This window comes from Yersinia massiliensis (genome assembly GCF_003048255.1).
Classification (GTDB): Bacteria; Pseudomonadota; Gammaproteobacteria; order Enterobacterales; family Enterobacteriaceae; genus Yersinia; species Yersinia massiliensis_A.
Map to the genome: position 1 here is coordinate 915728 of NZ_CP028487.1, position 24631 is coordinate 940358.

The window sequence follows — 24631 nt, forward strand, 5'->3', positions numbered from 1 at the left end:
TTAAACCGTATTGGCACTCACTCGTCAATGAGTTTCTGATGCAAAGGCGATCGGTTGCTCTATTTTCACGCAAAAGTTGCTAGAAAGGTATCAATTAACTCACTTTTAATCCGGCGAGAAAATGTTTTATCTAATTGATTTGTCGATTTTTTATTTTTAAGCTTGTTAAATAACAATAGCTTATATATTCACTAAATATGCATTTTTATTAAGCTTCAAGGGTTGAACCAATGGATAAAACATGCAACTATTGCGCAAATTTTAGCATTAGTATTCATGCTTATAGTCCGCAGCATTTCAATCAATCACACAGGAGGCGATCATGGCACTATTAACCCCCCCAATGCATATTGACCGTCTCAAACGTCTTTTTTTCTCTCTTCCTTCTGTTAAGCGTCCTATTCCGTCCATGCGGTAAGGCCATCTGTTGCCCACTGTTAGGCATGATTAAAAATAGAGCAAACACTCTGATTTTAATGATGTTTATTGGTCGGTGCTGAAACCAGTTCACCCATCATTCAAGCTGACATTTCCGTTAGGGAACTGTGTGCATAAAAACGTCAATTTTCCGGCATCGCATCAGTAACCACCACCATGCGATACCATGTATAGGCCACATGGCAGCCTCATACCTGACCGTTTGAGAGTAAGTGATATGACATTATTAAAAATAGCAACAAGCGCCCGTCTCGCTTCTTATCTAGAAACTCAGCGTGGAGTGGTTTACCTCAACCAAACTGATTTTACGGATGTTGCCGCGGTGGTGATGTCGGTGGAAGACGCGAACGCCGGTATCTTGTCAGCACTGCATGAGCTTGGTTTTGCTATTCCTACTTTTATTGCTGTGATGTCAGAACAGACGGTTTCGACGGATTACTTGCCGCTGATTAAGGGAGTGATCACGCTCGGGGAAGCCAATAAAGGGTTCTATAACGCACAAATAGAAGCGGCAGCGAGTGAATACCAAAAAAAACTGCTACCGCCTTTTTTCTCAACGTTGAAAAAATACGTCGAAATGAAAAACTCAACCTTTGCATGCCCGGGGCATCAGGGGGGCGAGTTTTTCCGGAAACACCCCGCAGGTCGTCAATTTTTTGAATTCTATGGTGAGACGATCTTTCGTTCAGATATGTGCAATGCCGATGTCAAATTGGGTGACTTACTTATCCATGAAGGCGCGGCAAAAGACGCCCAAAAATATGCAGCCAAAGTCTTTAATGCCGATAAAACCTATTTCGTGCTGAACGGGACCTCAGCAGCAAACAAAGTGGTCACGAATGCTTTATTGACCCGTGGCGACTTGGTCTTGTTTGACCGCAATAATCATAAATCCAATCATCATGGTGCATTGATTCAAGCGGGGGCGACACCGGTCTATTTGGAAACGGCCCGTAATCCATTTGGTTTTATTGGTGGCATTGATGCCCACTGTTTTGATGAGCGCTATTTACGCCAGCAATTACGTGAAGTTGCACCCGAGCGTGCGGAAGACGTTCGGCCATTTAGACTCGCCATTATTCAGTTAGGCACATATGACGGCACGGTCTATAATGCAAGACAGGTGATTGATAGTATTGGTCATTTATGTGATTACATTCTATTTGATTCTGCGTGGGTAGGTTATGAACAATTTATTCCAATGATGAAGGATTTTTCGCCATTATTGCTGGAATTAACGGAAAATGACCCTGGGATTATTGTGACTCAGTCAGTGCATAAGCAGCAGGCTGGTTTTTCCCAGACCTCTCAGGTGCATAAAAAAGATAACCACATAAAAGGGCAAAAACGTCACTGCAATCATAAACGTTTTAATAATGCGTTTATGTTACATGCATCGACCAGCCCGTTTTACCCATTATTCGCCGCACTGGATGTGAATGCCAAAATACACTCTGGTGACAGTGGCCGCCGTATGTGGATGGATTGCGTTAAGCTGGGCATTGAAACTCGTAAATCGTTATTAGAACGCTGCTCAATGCTACGGCCTTTTATTCCACCGATGGTAGGTGGTAAGAATTGGCAAGATTACGACACTGATATCATCGCCAATGACACTCGTTTCTTTAACTTTGTCCCTAACGAACGTTGGCATGGGTTTGAAGGATATAACCAAGATCAGTACTTGGTTGATCCTTGTAAGTTATTACTGACGACGCCAGGAATTGATGCCAGCACGGGTCAATATACTGAGTTTGGTGTGCCTGCCGCGATATTAGCGACGTTCTTACGTGAAAATGGCATTGTGCCGGAAAAATGCGATCTGAACTCGATCCTATTTTTGTTAACACCGGCAGAAAATCCAGCAAAAATGGCCCATTTGGTTGGGATGTTGGCAGAGTTTGAGCGTTATATTGAGCAAGACGCACTACTGTGTGACGTTTTGCCGACGATATATCGTAAAAATGAAGAGCGCTATCGCGGTTATACTTTGCGGCAGTTATGCCAAGAGATGCATGATTTATATGTCAGTTTTGATGTTAAACAGCTGCAAAAGGATATGTTCCGTAAAGCGAGTTTCCCGCAGGTTGTCATGAACCCGCAAGATGCCAATATCCAGTTTATCCGCGATAATATCGAGCTGATCCCGATAGCTGAAGCAGAAGGGCGCATTGCTGCGGAAGGGGCACTACCTTATCCACCGGGCGTGCTGTGTGTCGTTCCGGGAGAAGTGTGGGGCGGGGCGGTGCAACGTTACTTCTTAGCTTTAGAAGAAGGCATTAATTTGCTGCCGGGCTTTTCGCCAGAATTGCAGGGCGTTTATATCGAAAAAGGTGATGTAGAGTGGCGGCGTATCTTTGGCTACGTCATCACCCAGTAATAAAAAATGGCACAGATAACTGTGCCATTTTAGTTTTCTTACTCGGTCAAGAACGACTTAACGCTAATGACGTCGGTAGTTCTTCTGCGCACTGTTCACTTTCACCAGATAACGGCGAGATTCACTCGATGGATGTTTGGTCGTGAGCGTTTGGAATACATCCCCCGGCGCCATACTGTTGATAATATTTACCGCCTGATTTTTATCGCTGTGGAACACCCGTAATACGCTCCCTGCACCACCATTATAAGAGGTGATAACGGCATAACGCCGCGAGGTTGTATTTTGAATGCCCCCTAGATAGGTATTTTGCAAAATCGACAGATAGGCTGTCCCAGCATCAATATTATTTGCAGGGTCAAAGAGATAACTACGACTCGGCTGGCCGCCTTTCCCTTTCAGCTTGAACACATCTCGCCCAGCAGTATGCTGAACCACCTGCATCAGACCTAATGCATCAGAGCGGCTAACGGCATAGGGGTTAAAGCTCGATTCTGTTTGCATAATCGCGAGGATGAGTGATTCTTCTACACCGTAGCGTTCAGAAGATTGCCGCACTAATGGCAGATATTTATGAGCACGTTTATCCAAATGGTTAGGGACTAATTGCAACGTGACTGACCAGATAACATGCAAGCCTGAGGTCCGTTTCTGCATTCTGGTTTGAAGTAAATAATCAGCAAAATGAGACGCTCGCCATTCCCAGCGTATCGGTTCGCCATTGTTATCCAGCACTTGCCCATAGAGGAAGGGTTCTTTACTGATCTGAATATCGTTAGCATCAGAATAGAGATCGATAGAGCCAGGATCATCGCCCATTAATAAGGTGGTGATGATGGCTTGGCGCAAATGAGCTGCGGGATCTGTCGTGGCAATCGTTTCAACCGTAATAGTACCGGCATCAAAGTTAATATGGCTGCGAGTTTGATATTGGTCCGTATATTTAACATAATCTTTCGGACCTGCGATTAAGACTTCTTTTAAACCCCAAATATTTTCGATGTTGTGGGCAAATTGCCCCATTAAAATATCAAAACCGTTAGTATCTTTAACAAAGGCGTCGTTGTCTGTTTGATTTTTATTGCCTGAACAAGAAACTAACAATGGTGCAATGACCAGCAAAGCTAAAATTTTCTTCATCTTAAAAGCCATATCTTGATGAGGAATATCCCCGTTACACTTCAAGTCGCCCATCCATTGGCCGTATTCGCTCACCTCAACCACTTATAGTAATAAGCGTTCGGTGATTCGCTGTGTTCCGCTTACCTGCCACTCGAATGATTTCAGGGATAACAGCGGGGCCAGTGCTTGGCCCCCCATGGTTATTTACTCGGCGGAGTATAACCTTCAATATGAACGTCCTGCCCCTCGAACAAGAAGTTGACCATCTCTTGCTCCAACAGTTTGCGATCTTCAATATTCATCATGCTCAGTTTTTTCTCGTTAATAAGCATGGTCTGTTTGGCTATCCATTGTGACCAGGCTTCTTTTGAGATTTCGTTATAAATACGTTTGCCTATTTCACCCGGATACAACTGAAAATCTTGCCCCTCAGCATCCTTCTGTAAAAATGTACAAAAAATCGTTCTGCTCATGCTAAATCCTCGTGTATGACTATCGTCAAATAAAGCAATTTGGGTAGGCGGCAGTGTTGCCTATTATTGTCCTGCTAGCTCTGTTTTTGCCAACATATGCAGTAAGCGTTCAACAGGGGTAGCCAGTCCTACCGAAGGTGGCTGTGCTAAGTTATACCAGAGACCCGCACCATCATCCATGCATCCTCGGGCTGACGCCACATTCAGCCACATCGGAACAATATCGAGATGGAAATGGCTGAAGGTATGGCGAAAGGCAGTGAGTTGCTGTAAACCGTTGGTGGTAACACCACGCTGCTGCAACCAGTGCTCAAGTTCTCCTTGCTCAGCAAATTGTGGAAAACAAAACAACCCTCCCCATAAACCGACAGGCGGACGCTGTTCGAGCCAGACTTGTGTATCATTCTGCATCAACAGAAAATAGGCTGTTTTTTCCGGTATCGTTTGTTTGGGTTTTTTCCCAGGATAGCGTGACCAGCTATGATTGGCATATGCCATACAACCCATATTCAACGGGCAAAGTTCACATTTGGGTTTGGCGCGGGTACAAACAATAGCCCCTAAATCCATCATGGCTTGGTTAAACTTACCGACCCCTTTTGCAGGGGTAACATCTTCACTGATTTGCCACAACCGCCCCTCGACATCCTTTTTACCGGGCCATCCTTCAACAGCATAGCAACGAGCTAGAACACGTTTGACGTTACCATCTAAAATAGGAAAATGTTGGCCTAGTGCGAGTGACAATATCGCACCCGCAGTCGAACGCCCAATACCCGGCAAAGCGAGAATTTCGTCAAAAGTCGTTGGGAATTCACCTTGATGTCGCTCGACCACGGCTTGGGCTGCTTTATGCAAATTTCTGGCGCGAGCGTAATAACCTAACCCGGTCCATAAATGCAGAACTTCATCCAGCGGGGCTGCTGCCAGCGCACGAATATCAGGGAAGCGCAGCATAAAGCGTTGAAAGTAGGGAATAACAGTCGCAACCTGCGTCTGTTGCAACATCACCTCGGATAACCAAACTTGATAAGGTGTTTTATCCAACTGCCATGGCAGTGTTTTGCGGCCAAAGCGTTCGTACCAATCAAGTACCGCGTGCGCGAATTGTTGCGCTTGCATCATAAGCAGGTATCAATATCTAGCTGAGAATTTAGGGCTGGATTGCAGCATAGAGTTCATGCGCTGTAAACCCCCTTCGTCCTTGAAACGACAGCGGTGTTAGCTGCGTTTGCTCACCCGAATCACTGACTTGAGTCAGCTCATCGGGATTTGCTCACTGGCTGCCTTGCTGTCGCTCCAATGACTTTGGGGGCCTTCGTACCCGAAACGACAGCGGTGTTAGCTGCGTTCGCTCACCCGAATCACTGACTTGAGTCAGCTCATCGGGATTTGCTCACTGGCTGCCTTGCTGTCGCTCCAATGACTTTGGGGGCCTTCAACCTTGAAACGACAGCGGTGTTAGCTGCGTTCGCTCACCCGAATCACTGACTTGAGTCAGCTCATCGGGATTTGCTCACTGGCTGCCTTGCTGTCATTCCAATGACTTTGGGGGCCTTCAACCTTGAAACGACAGCGGTGCTAGCTGCGCTTGCGCACCCGAAATCGTGACGTAGTTAAGTATATAGAGGTTATTTACAGCTTAATTTTGTGCTTATAGCCTCCAGAGTTGATAAACTGCCGTATCTTTGCATAATGCGCATTCACATTAGTAACCAGCAGACAGAAAGCACCATGATAAATGACGTCATATCTCCGGAATTTGATGAAAACGGCCGCCCGATGCGCCGTATTCGTAGTTTTGTCCGCCGTCAGGGGCGCCTCACCAAGGGCCAACAACTGGCACTGGATAGCTACTGGCCGGTGATGGGCGTGGAATATCAGGTAGCGCCGGTTAACTTAAATGCCTTATTTGGCCGCGAAGCGCCAGTGGTATTGGAAATTGGCTTCGGTATGGGTACCTCACTGGTGACAATGGCTGCCAGCAACCCACAGCAGAATTTTTTGGGGATAGAAGTTCACTCTCCGGGCGTGGGGGCTTGCCTAGGATCTGCGCATGAAGCGGGCCTAAGTAACCTACGGGTTATGTGTCATGACGCCGTTGAAGTACTGGAAAACATGATTCCAGATGCTTCGCTGGATATGGTTCAGCTCTTTTTCCCTGACCCATGGCACAAAGCGCGCCATAATAAACGTCGTATCGTTCAAACACCTTTTGTTGAACTGGTCAGAAGCAAATTAAAAGTAGGTGGAGTGTTCCATATGGCCACCGACTGGCAACATTATGCGGAACATATGCTGGAAGTGATGTCAGGTGTGAACGAATTCCGTAACCTTTCAGAACAAAATGATTATGTACCTCGGCCGGACTCGCGTCCGCTGACAAAATTTGAATTACGTGGCCAGCGCCTGGGACATGGCGTTTGGGATCTGATGTTTGAGAGGAAAGAATAATGGCTAAGAATCGTAGTCGTCGCTTACGTAAGAAAATGCATATCGACGAGTTCCAAGAGTTAGGTTTCTCCGTGAAATGGACCTTCCCTGAAGGTACGGGTGTTGATGTCATTGATGAAACGGTCGATGCTTTTATCGATGAAGTCATTGAAGCAAATGGCTTGGCATTTGATGGTAGCGGCTATCTACAGTGGGAAGGGTTGATTTGCCTGCAAGAGATTGGCCATTGCACCGATGATCATCGTGCATTAGTCACAAAATGGCTGGAAGCGCGTAAATTGAAAAATGTAGAAACCAGTGAGCTGTTTGATATCTGGTGGGATTGATCTTCCGTTTTAACGGCAGATAATTGATAAGGGCGCCTAAAGCAGGCGCCTTTGTTTTTATTGGCTGTCATTAGCGGAAACTGTTATCGAGATTATATTGGAGCATCGTGTTGGCAAATGTTCTGGAGGTAGCAACAGTGTTAGATAATGCGTTGCTAGCGGATATATTACAGCAGGTTCGCCCTCTGATTGGCCAAGGGAAAGTGGCCGATTATATTCCCGCATTGGCCGAAGTCTCGGCGGACAAACTGGGTATTGCCGTCTGTACATTGGACGGCCAAATGTTTCAGGCCGGAGACGCGAATGAGCGATTCTCCATTCAATCGATATCGAAAGTATTAAGCCTAACGCTGGCGTTATCGCGTTACGCTGAACAAGATGTATGGCAGCGAGTTGGCAAAGAGCCCTCCGGCCAGCCCTTTAATTCATTGGTCCAATTAGAATTAGAAAAGGGTAAGCCGCGTAATCCTTTTATCAATCCAGGCGCGCTGGTGGTGTGCGATATGTTGCAAAGTCGACTGAGTGCGCCTAAACAACGGATGCTAGAAGTCGTACGCCAACTGGTGAGCGACGATAGCATTAGCTATGATCCCCGCGTCGCGCGCTCGGAGTTTGAACATTCAGATCGTAATGCCGCCATTGCTTACCTCATGAAGTCTTTTGGTAATTTCGATAACGATGTATTGACGGTACTTCAGACCTATTTTCACTATTGCGCGATGCGCATGAGCTGTGCTGAACTGGCTCGTTGCTTTGTCTATCTGGCGAATCAGGGGCGTAGTATCAGTGGACAAGACCCATTAATTACGCCGATGCAGGCTCGGCAAATCAATGCACTGATGATTACCAGTGGCATGTATGATGGAGCAGGTGAATTTGCTTTTCGCGTGGGTATGCCAGGGAAGTCCGGCGTGGGTGGTGGCATTATTGCCATCGTACCCGATGAGTTGTGCATTGCTGTTTGGTCACCTGAATTAGACAACGCAGGGAACTCTCTTGCCGGAACGGCTGCCTTAGAGTTACTGGCACAGCGGATTGGCCGCTCCATTTTTTAAACCGTTTATCGGGAGTCTTATGTTACATAAAATGAAAGCATTACGAACGGCAGGTTTGGCAATATTAATGCTAACGGCTGGACAAGTGCAGGCTGAATACCAGTGCAACGTAAAGCCACAGGATGATGTGATTATCAGCCCGCAATCCGTGCAAATTGTTGGGGCCAGCGGCAATTTGCAGATTTCACCTGACGGCGATGTTATTCGTAACGGCAAAACATTGACGCTGACCGATGCGCAGCGCCAGCAGGCATTTCGCTATCAAACAGCGTTGCGTAAAGACTTACCTTGGATAGATCAAGGTGCGCAACAGCGTTTGGAAAAAGCACGCGTCTCCTTAGACAAAGTGATTGTTAAGGAGCTGGGCAGTAACAGTAATGTGCGTAACCGCCTAACTACCCTGAATGATCAGCTTAAACAACAGATGAGCCGTATCATTGAAAAACGCAGTGATGGCTTGACCTTCCACCATCAAGCTATTGATCAGGTAGAGAAAGACGGCCGCCAATTAGTGCAACAAAGTATGGGCGGCGTTTTACAAGATAGCTTAAATGAAATGGGCGTTAAGCAAGCGACCAGTGGCGCGGGCAATAACCCATTACAAGCCATTATGGGCAATCTGGGCGGGTTACAGCAGGCTATCCAGAATGAATGGAATAATCAGGAACAGGACTTCCAGCAGTTTGGCCATGAAGTTTGTAGCCGAGTCACTACGCTAGAACAACAGCGGAAAGATTTGCTTAAGTCTTTGAACTAATTGTAGATGGGTGGCTCCCATCAAAGTAGGCTAAATAAGCTATTTTAAGGACATCTGAGGGGCGATAACTGCCCTCAGATGTGAATGCTAAGCCGAGTATGAATGGCTATAAAAACAGTTCTAACAGCGAGTTAAGGAATAGCTTTCCTTTCTCAGTAATCTGCCAATTCTCTTCTGTTTCAATCAAATACCCTTTCGCTAACGCCTCATCCAACTGCGGCCGGATATGACTTTCAGCTAAACCAGTAAAATGATAGAAATCCGCACGGGGCGCAGCTTCCAGCAGACGAAAACGGTTCATAAAGAATTCAAAAGGCCGATCCGCTGTTTCCACTTCATACTTTTTATCGAGATATTTGCCCTGCATAAAACCACGGGGATGTTTGGTCTTTATTGTGCGTAAAATCCGCCCGTCGCTAAAGGTGATTTTACCGTGAGCGCCACAACCGATCCCCAGATAATCCCCAAAACGCCAGTAATTAAGGTTGTGCTGGCATTGATAGCCCGGTTTGGCATAGGCCGAGGTTTCGTATTGCTGATATCCTGCGGCGCTAAGTAACTGGTGCCCCTGCTGGAAAATATCCCATAGCGCATCGTCATCTGGTAGGACAGGGGGGCGAGAACTAAAACCGGTATTCGGTTCGATAGTCAACTGATACCAAGACAAATGAGGGGGATTCAAGGCAATCGCTTGACGCAAATCATCCAGCGCCTCTTCTAATGTTTGATCGGGTAAACCATGCATCAAATCAAGATTAAAACTGCGTAGCCCTAATGCTGTTGCTAATGCTGCTGCACGCTTGGCCTCTTCTGGCCCATGTATCCGGCCAAGACGAACCAGCTTCTGCGCGCTAAAGCTCTGCACACCAATTGAAATGCGATTGATACCGGCGCGCTGATAACCGCTAAACCGATCGGCTTCGACTGCGCCGGGGTTGGCTTCCATGGTGATTTCAGCATCAATGGCAACCGGCAATCTGGCGCGTACACCGTCGAGCAACTGTTGCATCGCTTCGGCACTGAGCAAACTTGGCGTGCCACCGCCAATAAAAATGGTGCTGACCTCTCGGCCACTCACCAGCGGTGCGTCTATATCAAGATCTGCCAATAAGTGCTCTACATATTCCTGATGAGGGACATCACCTTTCAGCGCATGAGAGTTAAAGTCGCAGTAAGGGCACTTCTGCACACACCAAGGAATATGAATATAGAGACTCAGCGGCGGTAACTTAAGCATTGCGTAACGCATCCAACATTAGCTTCAGGGCTTGGCCGCGATGAGAGACCGCATGCTTCTCTTCTCGGGTCAGTTCTGCGGCAGTTTTACCCAATTCTGGGACATAAAAAATCGGGTCATAGCCAAATCCAGCCGCCCCTGCGGGCTGATGGGCAATCACGCCGGGCCATTGGCCGTGGAACACCAATGGCGTAGGATCATCGCCATGGCGCATATAAACCAACACGCAATGGAATTGAGCGCTGCGCTGTCCATTGGGAACATCTTTCAGTGTCGCAAGCAGCTTATCGAGGTTTTCCTGATCGCTGGCATCAACACCGGCGTAGCGTGCGGAATAAATACCGGGCGCACCGCCCAAAGCATCCACAGCCAAACCCGAGTCATCGGCAATCGCTGGTAAGCCGGTTTTTTGCGCCGCATGGCGTGCTTTTAAGATGGCATTTTCGATAAATGTTAAGCCGGTTTCTTCAACAGATTCAACGTCCAGTTCTGTTTGCGCGACAACATCTAAGCCGAAATCAGCAAGCAAGGTTGCCAGCTCACGGACTTTCCCGGGATTGCCGGTCGCTAATACTATTTTTTGCATGAATAAATCCTGAATTTTAAGCTGACACTGCTTGCTGATACTCAATAGGATGACAGGGATATATCACTCAAGTAGTGCCGCAACTTCGGGTGGAATTTGTTGCGGATGTATAACTTTAATCTGCTTATGCCGCCCCAATTCGCCTTTCTCGATAATCACCTGACTTTTAGCAACACGGAATTGTTTAGCGATAAATTTGATTAAATGGGCATTGGCTTGCCCATCAACGGGTGGGGCGGTAATGGCGACTTTCAATTCATCGCCATGTAAACCGACTATCTGATCACGGCTCGCTTTGGGCTGAATATATAGCCTGAGTACTAAACCGTCCAGCAGGGATGTCACTGCACTCACAGCATCATCCACAACTCGCCCAGCAAATCCATCCCTAAGAAGTTGATCAGATACAGAATAAGAATAACGACCATCGCTGAGAAATCGATCCCCCCCATGGCGGGTAAGATACGACGAATCGGTGCCATTAACGGCTCAGTGAGCTGATAAAGCAGATAGTCCATTGGGCTACGGCCTTGGCTGACCCAGCTCATCAGTGCGCGAATGATCATGATCCAGAAGATCAAATAACCGGCAGCTTTAAACAGGGCAATCACCCCAAACAACAAGTTATAAGGGCTGAGGGATATTGAGCCACTGCCAATCAGTAATAGCAGAGGGAACTTAATGGTCATCAGCAAGTAAGCCAACAACAACGATGCACTGTCGATTGGCCCCAATGACGGGATAATCCGGCGCAATGGGCCGACTATTGGCTGAGTGATTTTCACCACAAATTGTGAAAACGGATTATAGAAGTCGCTGTGAACCCACTGCATCCAGATGCGCAACAGCAGTACCATCACATACAGGTCAATGACCGTTTTGGCCAGAAAAGTCAGCGTTAGCATGAGTTGCTTTCGTCCTTAATATTAGATATTCGCCTACGTTACCGGCCCCTATCTTAACGAGAAAGTGTCAGGGACGGTGTCGGTTTTTGTAAATTTTTTTGCCGTTAAAACAGCTTTTCCATTTCTTTGGCCCGCACAATAGCCGCTTGCATGGCGGCAGCAACGGTTTCAGCCAAATGTTGCTCGTTAAACACTCGAATAGCTTCCGCTGTGGTTCCGCCTTTGGACGTGACTTGTTGGCGCAAGGTTGAAAGTGGCACTTGTGGATTGGCTTCGACCAAGGCGGTGGCACCAGAGGCCGCTTGCTGCACCAGCAGACGGGCGGTTTCGCTGTCAAAACCTAACTGCTCTGCTTCTTGTTGCATGGCCTCCATAAACAAGAAGAAATAGGCGGGCGCACTGCCTGCGGCAGCAATCACGCTGTTGATGCCGTTTTCATCACTCACCCAACAAACTTTCCCCACAGAACTCATCAAAGCAGTAGTGAAGTCGCGATCTTCCTTGGAAACCTGTTCTGGGGCATATAAGCCGCTCATTCCTTTCCCAACCAGCGATGGCGTATTGGGCATGATGCGCACCAAATTGAGGTTTTCGCCCAATAAGGTATAGAAGCGCGCAACCTGAACGCCCGCAGCTATGGAAAGCACCAGCTTGCCGGTGAAATCGATATTTTCCTGTAATGGCTGGCATACCTCGGCCATTAACTGAGGCTTGACCGCTAAAACGATAACTTCTGCCTTCTGTGCCTCGGCGATATTATCATCGGAACTAATGACACCAAATTCAGCGGCCAGTGCATCACGGTTTTTTTCCGAAGGTGCGCAAACGCTGATTTTTTTAGCAGGGTAACCACCGGCAACTAAGCCTGCAATGATTGCGCGGGCCATGTTGCCTGCGCCGATGAATGTGATGTTGCGGTGTTGCATTGATTTTCTCCTATACCCTTCGTCCTTGGCGCTGTAGCGGCGTTAGCTGCTCTTACTCACCCGAATCACTGACTGCTGTCAGCTCATCGGGATTCGCTCGTTTGCTGCCTTGCTACAACCCCAATGCCTTTGGGTAGCATGTTGGTCTTTGGCGCTGTAGCGGCGTTAGCTGCTCTTACTCACCCGAATCACTTACTTGTGTAAGCTCATCGGGATTCGCTCGTTTGCTGCTTTGCTACAACCCCAATGCCTTTGGGTAGCATGTTGGTCTTTGGCGCTGTAGCGGCGTTAGCTGCTCTGACGACAGGCTTATGCGCGAGCACCAAAAATGGCGGTGCCAATACGCACTAATGTACTGCCAGCGGCAATAGCGGCAGGCATATCATCCGTCATACCCATCGAAAGCGTATCCATCTGAGGGTACTGGGCTTTCAAAGTCAAGAACGCCTGATGCATTTGCTCAAATACCGCCAGTTGTTTTTGGTAATCAGTTTCAGGCGCTGGAATAGCCATCAACCCGCGCAAATTCACCTTCGGCAGCTCGCTAATATTGGCCGCCAACGCCGGTAATTCCGCTAAGGTAATCCCAGATTTACTTTGTTCATCGCTGATATTGACTTGAATCAGGATGTTCAAATCAGGCATTTCGGCAGGGCGCTGCACACTCAAACGCTGAGCGATTTTCAACCTATCGACGGTATGGCACCAAGCAAAATTCTCTGCCACTAACCGGCTTTTATTGGATTGCAGCGGGCCAATAAAGTGCCATTCAAGTGGATGACCTTGGTGCTTATCCGCAAAGTAATGGATCTTATCCACCCCTTCCTGCACATAGTTTTCACCAAAGGCATATTGCCCTGCCGCGATAGCTTCTTCGATAGCGGTCACAGGTTTGGTTTTACTCACTGCAAGCAAGGTAACTTCTTCTGGAGAGCGTGCGCAATTGCGTGAAATGGCGGCAATTCGTGCTCTGACATCCTGTAGATTCTGCTCAATTGTGCTCATATGGACTCAGGAGTTTGATATGGATTTCACCAGCCTAGATGATAAAAATGCAGGTCCGGATAACCCCGCATATGGCGATGTAACGGCCAGATGCATTAATTTAGAAAATCCCGAACGTGCCAAAAACGGCTTTAACGAACAGGATTTCGCCAATAAAGTGGCGGATAGTGTAAATCATAATGCCTCGGATCTGCACCTTTGTACCGGCCATCATCCGATATTACGTATTGATGGTGAACTAAAAATCTTTTCGCATTGGCCGCAGGTGAATGCTGACTGGATCAATGGGTTGTATCAGCACTTACTGACTCAAGCACAGCAAAACCAGTTACAACAAGCAGGGCAGGTTGATTGCGCCTACACCACCGTAGCGGGGCAAAGGTTACGTGCAAATATTTTTCAGCAACGACAAGGGTACTCAATCGCATTCCGGCTTATCCCTAAAACCTGTCCGTCGTTGGCTGAACTCGAGGCCCCTGACATTATTCGTGAATTAGCCAAACGAGAAAATGGTTTGATTTTGATTAGCGGTGCTACCGGGAGCGGTAAATCCACCACCTTGAATGCGATGATCAAAGCGATTAACGATCAACAAGCGCGCCACATTATCACCCTTGAAGATCCGATTGAGTTTATCCATTGCAGCCAATCCAGCTTGATCCAGCAGCGGGAAATGGGGAGTCATACAGACTCTTTCAGTGGGGCACTGAGGGGAGTACTTCGGCAAGATCCCGATATCATTCTGTTGGGGGAACTGCGAGATCAAGAGACAATTCGGCTTGCGCTGACGGCAGCGGAAACAGGGCATCTAGTGTTAGCGACGTTACATGCGCGCACCGCAACCCAGGCCATTGATAGGCTGGTGGATACTTTTCCGGCGGCAGAGAAAACCGTGATACAGGCGCAATTAGCGGCTAGTTTACGTGCTGTTGTCGCGCAGAAATTGTGCCAAAAACCTGGCGGAGGGCGCATTGCGCTATTTGAGATCTTGACTCAAACCACTGCAGGCAGTCATTTGATCCGTGAAGGTAAAATCTACCAGCTCCTGACTGTTATCCAATCGGGCGCACAATGGGGAATGCAAACCTTTGAGCAGAGCTTTGCGCATCGGAAAAAACAAGGCATTTTAGCGACGGTGCATTGAGTGACTCAAAAGAGAGCCGCTAACAGGTAGCGGCTCTCTTTCGAAGATAGCGATGGGTACAAAGGGAAACTTATGCCGCAGGGATCTGCTGGGTAATGCAGTGAATGTTGCCGCCACCGAGCAAGATCTCGCGGGCAGGGACGCCAACAATCGCGTAGTCAGGGAACATCTGCTGCAATAAATCTTGCGCCAGCCCGTCAGTACGGCTATCCAGTAGCGGATAAATAATCTGCTGGTTACTGATCAAGAAGTTGACGTAAGAGCCAGCAAGACGCTCACCCGCAGTACGAGGCACTGCATCACTTGAAAGCACATCGAAAGTTTCTTCTTCAGTGTTATAGAGCGGTCCAGGAGCAGGTAGCTTCCAGATTTTCAGCTTACGTCCTTTAGCATCGACCGCATTGGACAGCACGTCAAAAGCAGCAACAGAACGTGCGTACTGCGGATCTTGCTGATCGTCGGTCCAATGCAGCGCGACTTCACCCGGGCGGACAAAGCAGCACATATTATCGATGTGACCATCAGTTTCATCGTTATAAACACCGTCCTGCAACCAGATGAAATGCGTGACACCAAGATATTCACGCAACAGTTGTTCAATCTGCGCCTGATTTAGATGCGGGTTGCGGTTTGGGTTGAGCAAACACTCCGCGGTGGTCAGCAGTGTACCTTCGCCATCAGTGTGAATAGAGCCACCCTCAAGCACTAACGGTGCGCTGTAATGGGCATCTTTCAGGAAATCACTGACCTGAACGGCAACTTTCTCATCTTGTTGCCAGTCGGCATATAGGCCGCCGTTAAGGCCGCCCCAAGCGTTGAATTGCCAATCAACGGCACGGCGCGCACCGGCACCGTTAATCACCATTGTTGGGCCGGTATCACGCATCCAAGCATCATCGCTAGCCATTTCAACCAGCGTGATATTAGCAGGCATAGTGGCTTTAGCCTGCGCCATAAATTCAGCAGGCACCCCCATAAATACTGGGGTAGTACGGCTGATAGCTTCGGCTACTTTGGCGAATGTCCGTTGAGCAGGAACGCCTTTACCACGCCAATTATCTTGGCGATAAGGCCACAACATCCAGACGGCATCCTGCTTTGCCCATTCGGCTGGCATAAAAAAGCCGTCCTGTTGGGGTGTACCCGTCAGAGCTTGTGACGTTGAGATTGATGAAACCGTATCTTGTACTGACATAAATTATCTCCGGGTCTTGCCGTCAGAAGTGGCTAATGCCTGATACATTTCTGGACGACGATCGCGGAATAAGCCCCATGAAGCGCGTTGGGCGGCAATTTCCTGTAAATCGAACTCATGCACCAACACGGTTTCATCGGTTTTGTTGGCTTGAGCCAGCAGAGCACCGGTTTGGTCGGCGATGAAAGAAGAGCCGTAGAAGGTCATTTCCAGACCATCAATAAACTTGCTTTTTTCAGTGCCAATACGGTTAGAGGCAATCACTGGCACCAGATTAGCGGCAGCATGGCCTTGCTGAACACGGGTCCAGTGTGGCTGACTGTCGATTTCAGGGTAAGCAGGTTCAGAGCCGATGGCTGTTGGGTAGAAGATGATCTCTGCACCAAGCAGTGCCAAGCTACGAGCAGTTTCTGGGAACCACTGATCCCAACAGATGCCAACACCCACTTTAGCGTAACGGGTCTGCCAGACTTTAAAACCGGTGTCGCCGGGGATAAAGAATTGTTTTTCCTGATAGGCAGGGCCATTTGGAATGTGAGTTTTACGATAAACATCCAACACAGCGCCATCGGCATCGATCATGACCAGCGAGTTGTAATATGCATTGTTGGCTTTCTCAAAGAAACTCAGTGGCAAGACGACTTGCAGTTCCGCCGCTAACTGGGAGAAATGCTGGATCAATGGGCTGTTATCCAGTTCTTGCGCCAGTGCATAGTGTTCTGGGCTTTGATCAATACAGAAATATGGTGCGGCAAACAGTTCCTGAATTAGGATAATCTGCGCGCCCTTGACATGCGCTTGACGAACCAGCTTCTCCGCATTTTCAATGTTCTTTGGCAGGTCCCAAGAACACGCCATTTGAGTCGCAGCAACAGTCACTTTTGTCATGAGAAAACCTCAATAAATGTAAAAAACACCCGCGTGGGGTGTGCAATATTTTGAGCCGCCGATTGGCATAACGAGAGTATACAATTCCGTGGGCGTGGGTGCCATGATCGACGTGAATGGCCTGTTTAGTCTGTGGCAACGCAAGGCCACGAGCAACCGCGGGCCTATAAAAATAGCCTACTTAGCCTACTTAGCCTGCTTGCTCATCAAACCAACTTTCCAAAATAATAACCGCAGAAGCGGCGTCAACACTGCCTTTATCTAATGCACGGTAGCCGCCACTATCAAACAAATTGGCGCGAGCCTCGACGGTGCTGAGTCGTTCATCTTGTAAGGCTATTTGTACACCAAAGCGGCCATGCAGGCGATTAGCAAACCGACGCGCACGTGCGGTGAGTGGTTGTTCGGTGCCATCCATATTCAGCGGTAAGCCGACGACCACCAAATCAGGTTGCCACTCTTTGAGCAGTTTTTCGACCTTCTGCCAGTCTGGGGTGCCATCTTGAGCTTTAAACGAAGTCAATGCTCTGGCCGTCCCTGTGACTTCTTGACCAATCGCGACACCAATACTTTTGGTGCCGAAATCAAAGGCAATAATAGTACGATTAGCCATTAAGCGTGCCCTGCTTGCAGCGCAATATTAAAGATATTGATACCCAATTTATTAGCAGCGGCTTGCCAACGCTCAGCTATCGGGGTATGGAACAGAATGTCAGTATCAGCCTCAGTCGTCAGCCAAGCGTTATCGAGTAACTCTTGCTCTAACTGCCCTTGTTGCCAACCAGCATAGCCGAGTGCCACCAAGAGATTTTTAGGCTGTTCAGATGTACCGAATGTTTCTAGTACGTCTTTAGACGTGGTTATCATCGTATCGGATGAGATAGAAATACTGGAGCTGAAGCCTCCACGTGGTGAATGCAGGATAAACCCACGATCTTCTGCCAGCGGCCCACCGGCCAATACCGGATTATCCAGACGTATTGCTGGGTCCCGCGGAGAAGGCGTGATTTTCAATTTTTCCAGTACAGTTTCGACTGTAAACTGCTCCATCGGCCGATTAATCACCAAACCCATAGCCCCATCATCGTTATGCTCGCAGATATAAATAACTGAGCGCATAAATTGCGGGTCCTGCAGTGAAGGCATAGCGATAAGAAAATGATGCTGTAAATTCATTATGTTATGTCGTGGATTCGCTGAGTTGAAGGATGAGTTTGTGTCAGTATGCGGATAAATGCGGGTAATGTCACCTCCCCCTTCGTACTTGAAGCGGCAGCGGTGTTAGCTGCGCTCGTGCACCCGAATCACTGACCTGAGTCAGCTCATCGGGATTTTCTCGCTGGCTGCCTTGCTGTCACTCCAAGTACTTTGGGGGAGTATTGATATTTGAAGCGGCAGCGGTGTTAGCTGCGGCTCCAAGTTTTTAGGGGAGGGCGCTGAGACTACTTATTGGCCAAACGGACTTCAATGGCATCCATCAGCATGCCGGTAATCGAAACGTCTGGGAAAGCCGCTTCAATTTCACGTATACAGGTTGGGCTGGTGACGTTAATTTCAGTCAGGCGATCGCCGATAATATCCAATCCGACAAAAATTAAGCCTTTCTGCTTCAACACCGGCGCTACGGCACGGGCAATCTTCCAATCGCTTTCACTCAATGGACGCGCTTCACCACGGCCACCCGCAGCCAGATTCCCACGGGTTTCACCCTGTGCAGGGATACGCGCCAAGCAATAGGGCACTGGCTCGCCATCAACCACTAAAACACGCTTATCACCCTCTTTAATGGCTGGTAGGAAGTTCTGCGCCATACAGAAACGGCTACCCAACTCGGTCAGCGTCTCAATGATAACGGACAAGTTAGGATCATCCTGCTTAACACGGAAAATGGACGTCCCACCCATGCCATCGAGAGGCTTCAAAATGATATCACCATGTTCCTTATGGAATTGACGGATATGATCTTTGCTGCGGCTGACCAGTGTATCGGGCGTCAACTCAGGGAACCAAGCGGTAAACAACTTCTCGTTACAGTCGCGCAGGCTCTGTGGCTTATTGACCACCAACGTGCCTTTATCTTCCGCACGTTCCAGAATATAGGTGGCATAAATAAATTCAGTATCAAACGGGGGATCTTTACGCATCAGGATGACATCAAGATCATGCAAAGGCAGATCTTGCTCTGCGCCAAAGCTGAACCACTCATCTTTATCTTGCTTCACACTGAGCAGGCGGGTACGTGCACGGCCATCGCCACCCCGTAGATAAAGATCGCCCATTTCCATGTAATGCAATTCCCAGCCACGGCGCTGTGCTTCCAACAGCATGGCGAAGCTGGAGTCTTTCTTGATATTGATGGACGAGATAGGGTCCATTACGATGCCGAGCTTGATCATTATTCTCTCCTAATGGGAACGAATTATCCCAGATCGCCAAATCGCACTTGCAAAGCGGTAATTGCGGTAAGGGCAGTAGTTTCGGTACGCAGAACTCGCGGCCCTAGCAGGATATCAGTAAATCCGAGGCGCGAGGTCATGGCAATTTCATCGCCAGAAAGGCCGCCTTCCGGGCCAATCAACAAACGCACTTTGTTGAGTGACGAGGGGAGGGTATTAATACTGTTGCTAGCGCGCGGATGCAAATTAAGCTTCAGGCTGTCATCTTGCTCGGCACACCAGTCGGATAACGACATGGCATTGCGAATTTCTGGCAGGGTATTACGGCCACATTGCTCGCAGGCGGCGATGGCAATTTTCTGCCACTGCTGGATTTTTTTCGCCAAACGCTCGCCATCCAGCTTAACGCCGCAGCGTTCTGAGAACAGTGGCGTAATCACGTTGACACCCAGCTCAATGGATTTCTGTACCGTGAATTCCATTTTTTCGCCGCGAGAAATGACCTGGCCGAGATGTAAATTCAGCGGGGACTCTCGATTTTCCAACAGCCCTTCACCGAGACGGACAACTAAGTTTTTTTTGTCCACTCGGATGATTTCAGCTAAGAATACTTGATTGCTGCCATCGAATAATTGCAGGTTTTGCCCTTCGCCCATCCGAAGCACTCGGCCCACGTGATTGGCGGCTTCATCACTTAGCGCAAGTTCGGTATTCGCCTGCAAAGGTTGCGGATGATAAATGCGGGGTATACGCATGGGTTGCCCTAAGTCCAGAAACGAAAACATACCGTGCGGCAGATTGAACCGCACGAAATTAATAAGTGACTAAGGATAACAGAGACAGGGAAGCCTCATCCAATCGAAAATTCTCTCCTGCCGCAATCCTATTTATCAGGAGGATAGAACGATTTGGATTGATTGACCAATGTGCCTCGTTAGCTTTTTCGTTGCTGGCAAGCCTGCTGTACATAGGGGTTATGGTTTCCCTGAGCTTTCGCCACACGCTCATCACGCAGACATTCCCAACTTGTTACTGGATACTGACGATTCCAGACATCAAACAACTTGCTTTGTTGGCTGGAAAGACGCAGTTGGTACTGATCGCGCATATAAAAATAGGTCCGTGCGATGGCCCCGCGTGCACGGGCAGGAGGTTCTGCAATCTTATTTTTAAAATCAACTTTCATCTCACATTGACCATATTGGCCATAGCCGCCATTCCATTGTGAATACATGAAATTATTACGATCGCCATTCACTTCGCCTATTGCGGGTTGCAGATTGTGTAAATCGGTCTCGATTTGGCGATAGACGGGATCTTTCGTGCAGTTCTTACGGCCACCTTGCTGCCAGCATTGGCGCTGGTGGCCAAATTGCCATGCAGGAACCACATGTTCCCATTCAATTCGTGCAGCACGTTGCACGTTTTTTCTGGCTTGATAGCCGCAGCTTTTGAGGTCAGGCATCCCTTTTTTACCCTGCCAGTCAATCTTGCAACCGCAATAAAAACTGCCCGGCGCATCTTGGTGGATTTTAGCCGCCACTGTTTTTGCCTGAGAAAAATTATTAATGCTTTGGCTGTAACCCGTGAGTGGAAGCAAAGGGGAGGAGATAACCAGTAGAAACAGAATTTTGCGTAACATATCTCAAAACAGCCTGATAATGAAAAGCAGGCAGGTTATAGAAAATGTTTATGGATAGCAAGTTAACACGCTGTTTTATAACAAGTAACGCGAATTCCTAACAGCTTTTTACTGCAATAAACTGTAGCTTTTCTCCGCATTGACGGCAGCGATACTCGCTCTCACCGCGCTGCACTTTATTGTGCCGGCGAATGGTTAGGGCGTGTTGTTGGCATTTACATTGATAATTGAACGTCTTACTGCGCACTGACGTCACTTCAAATTGATGAGTTCGGCTGGCAGGAACTTGCAATACATGCTCCATCATCCAGCGCCACTCTTTGCCATGAGGAGAGACTCGACCAAACTGACGATAAACCAACAGATGTGCCAGTTCATGCGGTACGACTTCATCGATAAAAGTGTGCTGATTTTCCAGCAATAAGATTGGGTTAAGGCGAATTTCGAAGGCTTGCAGATAGGCGCTACCCGCGCTAGTACCACGCTGGTAATAGTTAATTTTTGGCTCCGGATAAGCGGTGCCAAGGTGCTGATTCGCCAGCTGCAATTTGTGGCGTAAACAGCGCATGACGGCTTGTTGTAACGCGATGGGGATTCTTCTAGTGCTCATATTGCGGAAGAATAAAACGGTAGATAGTCAGATGCAAGTCAGTCAAGGGCGCTATTTTTCAATGAATCATTATATAAAAATATATAATATAAAAATATATATCGAAATACTGCATTAGGAGTGCAAATGGAAGGCAATAAAACGATCAGTATGGATCTGATGAGGCAGGCGGCATCCCAAGCTTGCGATGCATTGCGCATTTTGGCGAATGAAGATCGATTACTTCTGTTGTGCCAACTGAGCCAAGGAGAGAAGGCCGTGGGGGAGTTGGAAGCGGCACTGGGGATTCGCCAACCGACGTTATCACAACAGCTGGGCGTGCTGCGCAGTGATGGGTTGGTCAATACACGTCGTGATGGTAAGCGAATATTTTACTCGATAGCCGATAGCAAGGTATTGGCATTGCTTGAGGTGCTTTATCAGCTTTATTGCCCGCAGGAGAAGGAGGGCATATGAACATCGATTGGGCTAATTTTACCCCCTATAGCGCACTGATGGGAGGGGCGTTATTGGGGATAGCAGTGACTGTTCTATTGTTATGGAATGGTCGGATTGCGGGTATCAGCGGCATTCTGGGTGGTTTGCTGCAACCTAAAGCAGGGGATATTGCTTGGCGAGTGGTGTTTATTCTCGGTCTAATGGCCTCTCCTTTGGTTTACTCGTTATTCACTGAATTGCCTTCGATTGAGATTGAAGCTGATTTACCCATATTGGTGTTGGCTGGCTTGCTGGTGGGGATCGGGACGCGCTATGGCGCGGGGTGTACCAGTGGTCATGGCGTCTGCGGTTTAGCACGTTTTTCGCTGCGTTCACTGGTGGCGACACTCAGTTTCATGTTTGCCGGTTTTATCACTGTATGGCTTGTTCGGCATTTATTCGCCTAGCAAATAAGCTGATTGAGGAAGGGATATGAATTTGCTTTTTGCATTACTGGCAGGGCTACTTTTTGGGTTAGGCTTAATTATCGCGGGTATGGCTAACCCATCAAAAGTACTGGGTTTTCTTGATATTGGTGGTCAGTGGGATCCTTCGCTGGCACTGGTGATGGCATCCGCGGTGACAGTTGCCACACTGGGCTTTATTTGGGGGAAAAAGCGCAAAACCAGTTTGCTTGGACAACCAGTACACTTGCCGACCTCGACCCGCATCGATAAGCGCTTAATTGGCGGTAGCGTGTTATTCGGTATTGGCTGGGGGTTAGCGGGTATTTGCCCTGGGCCCGCGCTGGTATTAGTGGGAGCAGGGATGTTCAAAGGCATACTCTTCATGGCCGCAATGCTGGCTGGGATGGTCATTTTTAGATTGATTGAAAGCTATCGTCAGCGCTAATTTTCATGCATAAAAAACCCCGCAGCGCGGGGTTGATGTCATTCAAATGTGCGGACTAAAACTTATTTTAGGCCAGCAGCATCGCGCAGTATTGCGGCTTTGTCGGTTTTTTCCCAAGGGAACTCTTCACGACCAAAGTGACCATAAGCTGCGGTAGCTTGATAGATCGGATGCAGTAAATCTAACATTTGGATTAAGCCATAAGGGCGCAGTTCAAAGAACTCGCGCACCAGCGTAATCAGTTGATCCTCTGAAACTTTCCCAGTACCGAATGTTTCCACCATGATGGATGTTGGCTCTGCCACACCGATGGCGTAGGACACTTGAATCTCACAACGATCAGCCAGGCCGGCAGCAACGATATTTTTTGCAACATAACGCGCGGCATAGGCAGCTGAACGGTCAACTTTAGATGGATCTTTACCCGAGAATGCACCGCCGCCGTGGCGCGCCATGCCGCCGTAGGTATCAACGATGATTTTACGGCCAGTCAAACCGCAGTCACCCATTGGGCCACCGATAACGAAGCGACCTGTTGGATTGATATGATACTTGGTGCTAGCAGTGAGCCACTCAGCAGGCAGAACCGGTTTGATGATCTCTTCCATCACCGCTTCTTGCAAATCTTTCAGGCTGATGTCTTCAGAATGCTGGGTTGACAGGACGACTGCGTCAATACCGACGATTTTGCCTTCGTCATACTGGAAAGTAACTTGGCTTTTTGCATCGGGGCGTAACCACGGCAGAGTGCCATTTTTACGAACCGCAGCCTGGCGCTCAACCAAACGGTGAGCATAGGTAATAGGTGCTGGCATTAAAACGTTGGTTTCGTTAGTGGCATAACCAAACATTAAGCCCTGATCACCCGCGCCTTGTTCCAACGGATCAGCACGGTCAACACCTTGATTGATGTCGGGTGATTGCTTACCGATTGCGCTTAATACCGCGCACGAGTTGGCGTCAAAACCCATCTCAGAATTTACATAACCGATTTCGCGTACAGTACGACGAGTGATCTCTTCGATATCTACCCATGCGTTAGTGGTGACTTCACCACCCACCAATACCATACCCGTTTTGACATAGGTCTCGCAGGCAACACGTGCTTTTGGATCTTGCTCAAGAATTGCGTCAAGAACAGCGTCTGAAATCTGATCAGCGATTTTATCCGGGTGCCCTTCAGAGACAGATTCCGACGTAAATAAATGTTTAGCCATTATTTTCTTTACCTTGAATACAAGTGAGAAGTCACTGCATAACGTGTCAGCGAAATAACAGAAAGTCATGCTGATGCAAACTTTTTGTAGTCTAACGCTGAACAACGCCCCTTTAGGCAAAGCCTTTAGCAGTCTATCTATTTGAAACCGTTAACGTTGATAACGTAACGGGTACTTTAACCATTAAAATCTGTGGATGTATTAACATCTAGACGTCTATTTTAGGACAGGTTTTGCCCTTAATGCCAGCCCTTTTTTCATTGAGAGATTTCTTGTTTCTATTGTCCTCAGGTTTATTTACCGCTTGATACAGTTGCAGGCTATTTTCATTTTGCATTTTGCTCGCATTATAGGTATAAACTGCGCGCGCAGCTTATTTGATACGCAATGATGAAGATGGCAGAAGATGGCATTCGCTCATTGCTCGGTTTTTAGTGTTTTGCACTTCAGTTTTGGCTCTCAGTATTCAGGGGCGCTAATCAGCAGGCGAGCATTTAAAAGCGACGTCATCAAACTGTTACCTAAATTGTCTATTAATAAAGTCTT

General features: G+C 48.0%; 27 protein-coding genes. 9 read left to right on the forward strand and 18 right to left on the reverse strand.

Translation table 11 applies throughout. The annotated features are described in order from the left end of the window. The first annotated feature begins 655 nt into the window (after positions 1-655). Complete coding sequence (gene speF / locus DA391_RS04145; protein ID WP_108087401.1) at positions 656-2818, forward strand: ornithine decarboxylase SpeF; 2163 nt, start codon at positions 656-658, stop codon at positions 2816-2818. A 63-nt stretch (positions 2819-2881) separates the two neighbouring features. Here the strand turns inward: speF and mltC are convergent, their stop codons facing one another. The 3 genes from mltC to mutY all read right to left on the reverse strand — a co-directional run bounded on the left by mltC (position 2882) and on the right by mutY (position 5538). Continuing rightward, positions 2882-3958, reverse strand: coding sequence for a membrane-bound lytic murein transglycosylase MltC (mltC, locus tag DA391_RS04150; protein WP_050082331.1), 1077 nt, complete (start codon positions 3956-3958; stop codon positions 2882-2884). 182 nt (positions 3959-4140) lie between these two features. After that, the gene (locus DA391_RS04155) at positions 4141-4413 is read right to left on the reverse strand and encodes an oxidative damage protection protein (RefSeq protein WP_049606249.1); all 273 of its coding nucleotides are present in this window, start codon (positions 4411-4413) and stop codon (positions 4141-4143) included. Positions 4414-4476: 63 nt separating this feature from the next. After that, a complete protein-coding gene (gene mutY, locus DA391_RS04160; protein WP_050286413.1) occupies positions 4477-5538 on the reverse strand; it encodes an A/G-specific adenine glycosylase in 1062 nt (353 codons plus the stop codon). 609 nt (positions 5539-6147) lie between these two features. Here mutY and trmB point away from each other — a divergent pair. The 4 genes from trmB (at position 6148) to DA391_RS04180 (ending at position 9005) form a co-directional block, all read left to right on the forward strand. Continuing rightward, positions 6148-6867: a tRNA (guanosine(46)-N7)-methyltransferase TrmB gene (gene trmB, locus DA391_RS04165; protein WP_108087402.1), complete on the forward strand. Its 720-nt coding sequence runs from the start codon at positions 6148-6150 to the stop codon at positions 6865-6867. Beyond that, positions 6867-7193: a YggL family protein gene (locus DA391_RS04170; RefSeq protein ID WP_019211662.1), complete on the forward strand. Its 327-nt coding sequence runs from the start codon at positions 6867-6869 to the stop codon at positions 7191-7193. The genes trmB and DA391_RS04170 overlap by 1 nt, the downstream gene beginning before the upstream one ends. Before the next feature lie 107 nt (positions 7194-7300). Next, positions 7301-8248 carry a glutaminase B gene (gene glsB / locus DA391_RS04175; RefSeq protein ID WP_050873654.1) on the forward strand — a complete coding sequence of 316 codons (948 nt, stop codon included), beginning with the start codon at positions 7301-7303 and terminating at the stop codon, positions 8246-8248. Positions 8249-8267: 19 nt separating this feature from the next. Next, positions 8268-9005, forward strand: a complete 738-nt coding sequence (locus DA391_RS04180) for a DUF2884 domain-containing protein (RefSeq protein WP_049606248.1) — start codon at positions 8268-8270, stop codon at positions 9003-9005. Positions 9006-9111: 106 nt separating this feature from the next. Here DA391_RS04180 and hemW read toward each other — a convergent pair whose 3' ends face one another. The 6 genes from hemW to DA391_RS04210 all read right to left on the reverse strand — a co-directional run bounded on the left by hemW (position 9112) and on the right by DA391_RS04210 (position 13664). Continuing rightward, positions 9112-10242, reverse strand: a complete 1131-nt coding sequence (gene hemW / locus DA391_RS04185; RefSeq protein WP_019211659.1) for a radical SAM family heme chaperone HemW — start codon at positions 10240-10242, stop codon at positions 9112-9114. Further along, complete coding sequence (locus tag DA391_RS04190) at positions 10235-10828, reverse strand: XTP/dITP diphosphatase (RefSeq protein WP_050082171.1); 594 nt, start codon at positions 10826-10828, stop codon at positions 10235-10237. Before DA391_RS04190 ends, hemW begins: the two co-directional genes overlap by 8 nt. A 63-nt stretch (positions 10829-10891) precedes the next feature. Further along, the gene (yggU, locus tag DA391_RS04195) at positions 10892-11182 is read right to left on the reverse strand and encodes a DUF167 family protein YggU (protein WP_019211657.1); all 291 of its coding nucleotides are present in this window, start codon (positions 11180-11182) and stop codon (positions 10892-10894) included. After that, entirely contained in the window at positions 11179-11733 is a 555-nt protein-coding gene (locus tag DA391_RS04200; RefSeq protein ID WP_019211656.1) for a YggT family protein, read from the reverse strand. Before DA391_RS04200 ends, yggU begins: the two co-directional genes overlap by 4 nt. A 104-nt stretch (positions 11734-11837) precedes the next feature. Then, positions 11838-12659 (reverse strand): pyrroline-5-carboxylate reductase, encoded by an 822-nt coding sequence (gene proC, locus DA391_RS04205; protein ID WP_050286414.1) that lies wholly within the window; start codon positions 12657-12659, stop codon positions 11838-11840. Between the two features lie 309 nt (positions 12660-12968). Further along, positions 12969-13664 carry a YggS family pyridoxal phosphate-dependent enzyme gene (locus DA391_RS04210; RefSeq protein WP_108087403.1) on the reverse strand — a complete coding sequence of 232 codons (696 nt, stop codon included), beginning with the start codon at positions 13662-13664 and terminating at the stop codon, positions 12969-12971. A 19-nt stretch (positions 13665-13683) separates the two neighbouring features. On the opposite strand from DA391_RS04210, the gene DA391_RS04215 reads away from it, so the two are divergent. Continuing rightward, on the forward strand, positions 13684-14808 hold the full coding sequence (locus tag DA391_RS04215; RefSeq protein WP_108087404.1) for a type IV pilus twitching motility protein PilT: 1125 nt from the start codon (positions 13684-13686) through the stop codon (positions 14806-14808). Positions 14809-14878: 70 nt separating this feature from the next. Here DA391_RS04215 and aguA read toward each other — a convergent pair whose 3' ends face one another. The 8 genes from aguA to DA391_RS04255 all read right to left on the reverse strand — a co-directional run bounded on the left by aguA (position 14879) and on the right by DA391_RS04255 (position 21539). Continuing rightward, positions 14879-16003, reverse strand: coding sequence for an agmatine deiminase (aguA, locus tag DA391_RS04220; protein WP_050873666.1), 1125 nt, complete (start codon positions 16001-16003; stop codon positions 14879-14881). 3 nt (positions 16004-16006) lie between these two features. After that, positions 16007-16891 carry an N-carbamoylputrescine amidase gene (gene aguB, locus DA391_RS04225; RefSeq protein WP_050286417.1) on the reverse strand — a complete coding sequence of 295 codons (885 nt, stop codon included), beginning with the start codon at positions 16889-16891 and terminating at the stop codon, positions 16007-16009. Positions 16892-17081: 190 nt separating this feature from the next. Further along, positions 17082-17504 carry a Holliday junction resolvase RuvX gene (gene ruvX / locus DA391_RS04230; protein WP_019211651.1) on the reverse strand — a complete coding sequence of 141 codons (423 nt, stop codon included), beginning with the start codon at positions 17502-17504 and terminating at the stop codon, positions 17082-17084. Further along, on the reverse strand, positions 17504-18067 hold the full coding sequence (locus DA391_RS04235; RefSeq protein ID WP_050082181.1) for a YqgE/AlgH family protein: 564 nt from the start codon (positions 18065-18067) through the stop codon (positions 17504-17506). The genes ruvX and DA391_RS04235 overlap by 1 nt, the downstream gene beginning before the upstream one ends. Positions 18068-18333: 266 nt before the next feature. Next, the gene (gene gshB, locus DA391_RS04240) at positions 18334-19287 is read right to left on the reverse strand and encodes a glutathione synthase (protein ID WP_050286418.1); all 954 of its coding nucleotides are present in this window, start codon (positions 19285-19287) and stop codon (positions 18334-18336) included. A gap of 23 nt (positions 19288-19310) precedes the next feature. Further along, positions 19311-20042 carry a 16S rRNA (uracil(1498)-N(3))-methyltransferase gene (gene rsmE, locus DA391_RS04245; RefSeq protein WP_050082183.1) on the reverse strand — a complete coding sequence of 244 codons (732 nt, stop codon included), beginning with the start codon at positions 20040-20042 and terminating at the stop codon, positions 19311-19313. 179 nt (positions 20043-20221) lie between these two features. Then, the gene (gene endA, locus DA391_RS04250; protein WP_050082185.1) at positions 20222-20929 is read right to left on the reverse strand and encodes a deoxyribonuclease I; all 708 of its coding nucleotides are present in this window, start codon (positions 20927-20929) and stop codon (positions 20222-20224) included. Between the two features lie 97 nt (positions 20930-21026). After that, on the reverse strand, positions 21027-21539 hold the full coding sequence (locus DA391_RS04255) for a SprT family zinc-dependent metalloprotease (protein ID WP_019211646.1): 513 nt from the start codon (positions 21537-21539) through the stop codon (positions 21027-21029). 126 nt (positions 21540-21665) lie between these two features. Between DA391_RS04255 and DA391_RS04260 the strand changes: the two genes are divergently transcribed. The 3 genes from DA391_RS04260 to DA391_RS04270 are packed head-to-tail and all read left to right on the forward strand — an operon-like array spanning position 21666 to position 22868. Then, positions 21666-21995 (forward strand): ArsR/SmtB family transcription factor, encoded by a 330-nt coding sequence (locus tag DA391_RS04260; protein ID WP_167398161.1) that lies wholly within the window; start codon positions 21666-21668, stop codon positions 21993-21995. Continuing rightward, positions 21992-22423 carry a YeeE/YedE family protein gene (locus DA391_RS04265; protein ID WP_108087405.1) on the forward strand — a complete coding sequence of 144 codons (432 nt, stop codon included), beginning with the start codon at positions 21992-21994 and terminating at the stop codon, positions 22421-22423. Before DA391_RS04260 ends, DA391_RS04265 begins: the two co-directional genes overlap by 4 nt. 25 nt (positions 22424-22448) lie before the next feature. Beyond that, positions 22449-22868, forward strand: a complete 420-nt coding sequence (locus DA391_RS04270; RefSeq protein WP_050082190.1) for a DUF6691 family protein — start codon at positions 22449-22451, stop codon at positions 22866-22868. 62 nt (positions 22869-22930) lie between these two features. On the opposite strand, the gene metK is transcribed toward DA391_RS04270, so the two are convergent. Then, the gene (gene metK, locus DA391_RS04275) at positions 22931-24085 is read right to left on the reverse strand and encodes a methionine adenosyltransferase (RefSeq protein ID WP_019211642.1); all 1155 of its coding nucleotides are present in this window, start codon (positions 24083-24085) and stop codon (positions 22931-22933) included. Between the last annotated feature and the right edge of the window lie 546 nt (positions 24086-24631).